This window comes from Roseicyclus sp. (assembly GCF_052168335.1).
Lineage (GTDB): Bacteria > Pseudomonadota > Alphaproteobacteria > Rhodobacterales > Rhodobacteraceae > Roseibacterium.
In genome coordinates this window covers 1-6,520 of the sequence record NZ_JBQLZP010000584.1, presented here as the reverse complement: position 1 = coordinate 6,520, position 6,520 = coordinate 1, and the positions used below count along the sequence as shown (strand labels likewise).

General features: G+C 71.1%; 7 protein-coding genes and 1 pseudogene. All 8 read left to right on the top strand.

The features are described 5' to 3' along the window. Positions 1–300 (top strand): annotated as a pseudogene (locus ACTS11_RS17955) (gephyrin-like molybdotransferase Glp); the annotation flags it as partial. 13 nt (positions 301–313) lie between these two features. Then, complete coding sequence (locus ACTS11_RS17950; protein WP_442641664.1) at positions 314–832, top strand: DUF2478 domain-containing protein; 519 nt, start codon at positions 314–316, stop codon at positions 830–832. 125 nt (positions 833–957) lie between these two features. Continuing rightward, a complete protein-coding gene (locus tag ACTS11_RS17945) occupies positions 958–1,581 on the top strand; it encodes an exopolysaccharide biosynthesis protein (protein WP_442641663.1) in 624 nt (207 codons plus the stop codon). Between the two features lie 74 nt (positions 1,582–1,655). Next, on the top strand, positions 1,656–2,468 hold the full coding sequence (locus ACTS11_RS17940; RefSeq protein WP_442641662.1) for a 2-keto-4-pentenoate hydratase: 813 nt from the start codon (positions 1,656–1,658) through the stop codon (positions 2,466–2,468). A 79-nt stretch (positions 2,469–2,547) separates the two neighbouring features. Continuing rightward, entirely contained in the window at positions 2,548–3,456 is a 909-nt protein-coding gene (locus ACTS11_RS17935; RefSeq protein WP_442641661.1) for a LysR family transcriptional regulator, read from the top strand. Positions 3,457–3,560: 104 nt separating this feature from the next. Continuing rightward, positions 3,561–4,724, top strand: coding sequence for an ABC transporter substrate-binding protein (locus ACTS11_RS17930; RefSeq protein ID WP_442641660.1), 1,164 nt, complete (start codon positions 3,561–3,563; stop codon positions 4,722–4,724). A 58-nt stretch (positions 4,725–4,782) separates the two neighbouring features. Then, the gene (locus tag ACTS11_RS17925; protein ID WP_442641659.1) at positions 4,783–5,775 is read left to right on the top strand and encodes an ABC transporter ATP-binding protein; all 993 of its coding nucleotides are present in this window, start codon (positions 4,783–4,785) and stop codon (positions 5,773–5,775) included. Continuing rightward, on the top strand, positions 5,768–6,520 hold a 753-nt coding region (locus tag ACTS11_RS17920), incomplete at its 3' end, for an ABC transporter permease (protein ID WP_442641658.1). The genes ACTS11_RS17925 and ACTS11_RS17920, both read left to right, overlap by 8 nt.

Sequence of the window (6,520 nt, the reverse complement as noted above, 5' to 3'; positions counted from 1 at the left end):
CAACTCTTCGGCAAGGCGCTCCTCGGGGCGCTGTCCGGCGCGACCTCGGCCGGGGCCGCGCGACGCAACGTCGTGACCGCCGCCGGGATCCGCCGCAGGCCCGGCCGGTGCGAGCTGCGCCCCGCGCGCATCGCCGGGTTCGACGGCCAGGGGCGCGAGGTCGTCGTCTTCGAGGAGGCCACCCATTCCGGCCGCGTCGGCGGATTGCCCGGCGTCGACGGCCTCATCCTGATCCCCGCCGAGGCCGACCACCTGCCCGCCGGGGCGCTGGTCGAGTTCCTCCCCTTCCATGCCTGCTGAGACGGAGCGCGCCATGCAGATCGCCTATACGATGGCCCCGGGACGGGGCGATACCGACCTCCTTCTCCAGGGGCTCGCCGACTGGGCCGCGGCAGCGGGGCACCGGGCCGCGGGCACCGTCCAGATCAACAGCGCGCGGCCCGATGACGGCCCCTGCGACATGGACGTGAAGGTGTTGCCCGAGGGGCCGGTCCTCCGCATCTCGCAGGATCTCGGCGCCGCCGCCCGCGGCTGCCGCCTCGACCCGCGCGCGCTCGAGGAGGCGGTGGGCCTCGTGGAGGCCGGCCTCGCGCGGGCGGATTGCCTCATCGTGAACAAGTTCGGCAAGCACGAGGCCGAGGGGCGCGGGTTCCGCACAGCCATCGCCGAAGCCGTGAGCCGCGGCCTGCCCGTCCTCGTCGGCGTCAACGCGCTGAACCTGCCGGCCTTTCTCACATTCTGCGGCGGGGAGGCGGTGATGCTTCCCCCGCGCCCGCGCGACCTGCGGGACTGGCTGGACGAGGCGCTCTCGGCCGCGGCGCTCACGGCCTGAACGGCCGCCGGACGGGGGGACCGGACGCCGCCCGCGCGCACGGCTGCCGGGGCGTCGCGCGCGTTCCCCACCGCCTCGCGGGACGTTGCCCGGAACCCGCCTGTCGGTCCGCAGGTTGGCCGTCCATGCCGTCCCGTGACGCCAGAGACGGGCCCGGCCCCGACGCGACGGCCGGGCCCGAGGCCGTGCCGATCCTGATCGACCGGCTCCGCAGGCTCGCCCGGTCGGACGACGAGATCACCCTGGGCGACCTCGTCGACGCCTTCGGCGCGCAGGGGCACGCGCCGCTCCTGATGATCGTCGCGGTCCTGATGATCCTGCCCATCGGCATGATCCCCGGCGTCGGTGGGGCGCTCGGTCTTTTGGCCGCCGCCATCGGCGTTCAGATGATCGTGGGGCGCAAGGGCGTCTGGCTGCCGCGTTTCGTGCGCCGCAGGGGCGTCTCGGCCGCGCGGGTCGGCGCCATCGCCGACCGCGTCCGACCGGTGAGCGGGTTCCTCGCCCGTCACCTCGTGGAGCGGATGGAATGGCTGGCGGCGGGGCAGGCATCGCTGAGCGTCATCGCGGCGCTCCTCATCCTGTCCGGCGGCTCGCTGGTCGTCCTCGGCGCGATCCCGGTCGCCGTGCCGCTCCTCGGGCTGCCCATCGCGGTCTTCGCCATCGGGATCACCGCGCGGGACGGGGCCGTGGTGGCCGGGGGATACGTCCTGCTGATCGCGGCGGGGGCGGGCATCGCGGCCCTGTGGTAGCCCCGCGAAGCGCCTTGACCGCGGGCCGCGGCATCGCTTGACTGGCGCTCCCGCAACTGCCCGACGTCCCGCGCATGTCCGACCCCAAGGCCCTCGCCGATCGGCTTCTCCACTGCCTCCGCCAGCGGGAGCGGATCGCCCCGTTCAGCCGCGACCTGGGCCTCACCCTGGCCGAGGCCTATCGCGTGGGCGCCGAGGTGGAGGCCGCTCGCATCGCGTCGGGCGAGCGGCCCGTCGGGCGCAAGATCGGGTTCACCAACCGCACGATCTGGGAGGAATACAACGTCTCCGCCCCGATCTTCGGGACCATGTACGACAGCACCGTTCACCCGCTGGGCGAGGCGTTCGACCCCTCGTCGCTGCTCGAGCCACGGATCGAGCCCGAGATCGCCTTCCGCCTCTCCGCCGTGCCCGAGCCCGGCATGGGGCCGGAGGAGCTCATCGCCTGCGTCTCGGGCATCTGCGCGGGGTTCGAGCTGGTGCAGTCGGTCTTTCCCGGATGGGTCTTCGAGGCGGCCGACACCGTCGCGGCCTTCGGACTGCACGGCGCCTTCCTGCACGGACCCATGCACGAGGTCCGGCCGGAGGACGCGGCGGACTGGGTCGGGCGGCTGTCGGGGTTCCGCACGACGCTGCTGCGGAACGGCGAGGTGATGGACGAGGGCCATGCCGCGAACGTGCTCGGCGGCGGGCCGCTGGTCGCGCTGGGCCATCTCGCCGATCTGCTGCCGGGGATCGCGTCGGCGGCGCCGCTCGCCGAGGGCGAGATCGTCACGACCGGCACGCTGACCCGCGCGCTGCCCGTCGCGGCGGGCGAGACCTGGGCCGCGCGGTTCGAGGGGCTGCCCATCGGCGGCATCGACCTCGCCCTCGGCCGGTCCGGCTGACCGGGAGCACAGCCAACTGGCGGTGCGCCGAGCCGCGGTCTATGGTCGGACGCGTCCCGCCCCGATCCGGCCGAGCCCCATGTCCTTCACGCTCAAGCAGGTCCGCTATTTCGTCGGCGTGGCCGAGTTCGGCTCGGTCAGCCGGGCCGCGCAGGAGCTCGCCATCTCGCAGAGCGCGATCACCGAGGCGATCAAGGACCTCGAGCAGCGGCTCGGCGTGAAGCTCTTCGACCGCCGCCGCCGGGGGCTCGAGACGACCTATCACGGCCACGTCTTCCTGCGGCACGCCAAGGCCATCCTCGCCGAGGTCTCGAACGCCGAGACGATCTTCGACGGAACGCCGGTGGCGAAGGGCACGCGGCTGAACGTCGGCGTCACCTCGCTGACGGCGGGCTACGTGCTGTCGGACATCCTCGCCCGCTTCCGCCGCGCCTGTCCCGAGATCGAGGTCAACGCGGTCGAGGACACGGGCGAGTATCTCGAGCACCTGATCGTCGGGGGCGAGCTCGACATCGCGGTCATGGTCGTCTCGAACCTGCGCGACCGCGACGCGCTGCACAGCGAGATCCTCGCCGTCTCGCCCTTCCGCCTCTGGCTGCCGATCGGCCACAGGCTCAGCAACGTCGAGAGCATCTCGCTCGAGGATCTGAAGGACGAGCCGCAGATCCTGCTCGACGTGGACGAGATGCAGGCCGAGACGATGCGCCTGACCTCGGCCTACCGCGCGAACCTCAGGATCGCGTTCCGCACGCGGTCGGTCGAGGCGGTTCGCTCCCTCGTGGCGAGCGGCGCGGGCGTGGCGCTCCTGCCCGATCTCGTCTACCGGCCCTGGTCGCTCGAGGGCGACCGGATCGAGAGCCGCGACATCTCGGGCAAGCTGCCCGTGGTGCAGGTGGGCCTCGTCTGGCGGCGGGGGGCGGGGATGACGGAGGCGACGCGCGCCTTCCTCTCGGTCGCGCACAGCTACCACAGCCCGCGCCTGCGGTAATATCGGAATTTCCGAATTCACCCTCCTGAATATTGAATTTGCCGGACTCGGTGCCCGTGGCGGATGCTCCCTGCCAGGCGCCAAGATCAACAGAGGGGGATCCCATGAAGGACGTTCTGAAATCGACGACGGCCCTTGCCGCGGCCTTGATCGTCGCGGCCCAGCCGCTCGCGGCACAGATGACCGAGATCGGCGAGCCCGAGGGCGAACTGCGCATCGTTGCCTGGCCCGGCTACATCGAGCGCGGCGAGACCATGGCCGAGTTCGACTGGGTCACGGGCTTCGAGGAGGCGACGGGCTGCATGGTGCGCGTGCAGACGGCCAACACCTCGGACGAGATGGTGGCGCTGATGAACGAGGGCGGCTTCGACCTCGTGACCGCGTCGGGCGACGCCTCGCTCCGCCTCGTCGCCGGTCAGCGCGTGCAGCCGATCAACCTCGACCTGATCCCGAGCTGGGACACGGTCGACCCGCGCCTCCAGAACGCGCCGTGGTACGTCGTGGACGGCGTGCATTACGGCGTGCCCTACATGTGGGGCCCGAACGTCCTGATGTATTCGACCGAGGTTTTCGGCGACACGCCCCCGACGAGCTGGTCGGTGGTGTTCGAGGAGACGACGCTGCCCGACGGGCAGTCGAACGTCGGCCGCGTGCAGGCCTATGACGGGCCGATCCACATCGCGGACGCCGCGCAGTACCTGATGTATCACCAGCCCGAGCTCGGCATCGTCTCGCCCTACGAGCTGAACCAGGAACAGTACAACGCGGCCCTCGACCTCCTGCGCCAGCAGCGCCAGCTCGTCAGCCGCTACTGGCACGACGCCTTCATCCAGATCGACGACTTCAAGAACGAGGGGATGGCGGCCTCGGGGTCCTGGCCGTTCCAGGTGAACCTTCTCCAGGCCGACGGCGCCCCGGTGGCGAGCGTCATCCCCGAGGAGGGCGCCACGGGCTGGGCCGACACCACGATGATGCACGTGGACGCGCCGAACCCGAACTGCGCCTATCTCTGGATGGAGCACACGCTTTCGTCGAACCTGATGTCCGACCTCTCGGTCTGGTTCGGCGCCAACCCGGGCGTGCCCGCCGCCTGCACGGACGGGCGCGGGATGCAGACCGCCGAGGGCTGCACCCGCAACGGCATGGACGATTTCGAGCGCATCCGGTTCTGGACCACGCCGGTCACGAACTGCGAGAGCCAGAACGGCGAGTGCGTGCCCTACTACCGCTGGGTCTCGGACTACATCGGGGTGATCGGTGGACGGTAATCCCGTCCCCGCGACAGGCACCCGCCCCGCGCGGGCGGGTGCCGACGAAAGGCAATCCATGGCATCGGCGATCAGCTTCGAGGGCGTGACACGCCAGTTCGGCACCGTGCGCGCCGTCGACGACCTCCATCTCGAGATCGCCGAGGGCGAGTTCTTCGCCATGCTCGGGCCGTCGGGGTCGGGCAAGACGACCTCGCTGCGGCTGGTCGCGGGCTTCGAGCGGCCGAACGCGGGCCGCGTCCGCATCTTCGGCGAGGACGTGACCGGCACGCCGCCCTATCGCCGGCCGGTCAACACCGTCTTCCAGGACTATGCCCTCTTCCCGCACCTGAACGTGCGCGACAACGTGGCCTTCGGGCTGCGCGTCGCCGGGGTGCCGAGGCCCGAGCGCCACCGCGCCGCCGAGGCCGCGCTCGAGATGGTGAAGCTTCCGGGCTATGCCGACCGCAAGCCCTCCGAGCTGTCGGGCGGGCAGCGGCAGCGCGTGGCGCTGGCGCGCGCGCTGGTGAACAAGCCCAAGGTGCTTCTCCTCGACGAGCCGCTCGGCGCGCTCGACCTCAAGCTCCGCGAGCAGATGCAGGAGGAGCTGAAGAGCCTCCAGCGCCAGCTCCGCATCACCTTCGTCTTCGTGACCCACGACCAGGGCGAGGCCCTGTCGATGGCCGACCGCGTCGCCGTGTTCAACGAGGGGCGCATCCAGCAGGTCGGCACGCCCGTCGAGGTCTACGACCGCCCCGCGACGCCCTTCGTGGCGGATTTCGTGGGTTCCTCCAACGTGCTGCCGGCGTCCCTCGTCGAGCGCCTGACGGGGCAGCGGCACCCGGCCTCGCTCCGGCCCGAGCGCATCCGATTGACCGGCGCGGGCCTCGAGGCGACCGTCACCGGCGCCTCCTTCCTCGGGGCCTCGACCCGCCTCTTCGTCGAGGTGGAGGGCGCGCGCATGTCCGTCCTCCTGCCCAAGGGCGCGGATGTACCGGCGGAGGGTGCGCGGGTCCGGCTCGACTGGGACGCCGACGCGCTCCATGTCATGACGGGGGCGGCGGATGGCTGAGGCGGCGATCGGACCCGTCGCGCGCGCCTCCGACACGCTCTGGCGGCGGCCGCGGTTCCTTCTGTTCCTGCTGCTCCTGCCGCCGCTCCTGTGGCTCGGGATCGTCTATCTCGGCTCGCTCTTCTCGCTGCTCGCGCAGAGCTTCTTCTCGATCGACGAGTTCTCGGGCCTCATCAACTACGAGTTCACGCTCAGGACCTATGGCGAGCTCTTCCGGGCCGCCAACCTCGACATCATCCTGCGCACGCTGGCGATGGTCACCTCCGTCACCATCGCCGCCGCCTTCGTGGCCTTCCCGATCGCCTACTACGCCGCGCGCTATGCCCGCGGGCGGTGGAAGGCGCTGTTCTACCTCGGGATCATGCTGCCCCTGTGGTCGAGCTACCTCGTCAAGGTCTACGCCTGGAAGCTGATCCTCGCGCGGGAGGGCATCCTCAACTGGATGTTCGAGACGCTGCATCTCGACTGGCTGCTCGCGGCCTACCTGTCGCTGCCGGTGCTGGGGGGCAACTCGCTCTCGGTGAGCTGGACGGGAACCTTCCTCGTCTTCCTCTATGTCTGGCTGCCCTTCATGATCCTGCCGATCCAGGCCGCGCTCGAGCGCATCCCGCCCTCGATGCTCGAGGCCGCGGGCGATCTGGGCGCCGACCGGGGGCAGACGCTGCGCTACGTGATCCTGCCGCTCGCGCTGCCCGGGATCGTGGCGGGGGCGATCTTCACCTTCTCGCTCACGCTCGGCGACTAC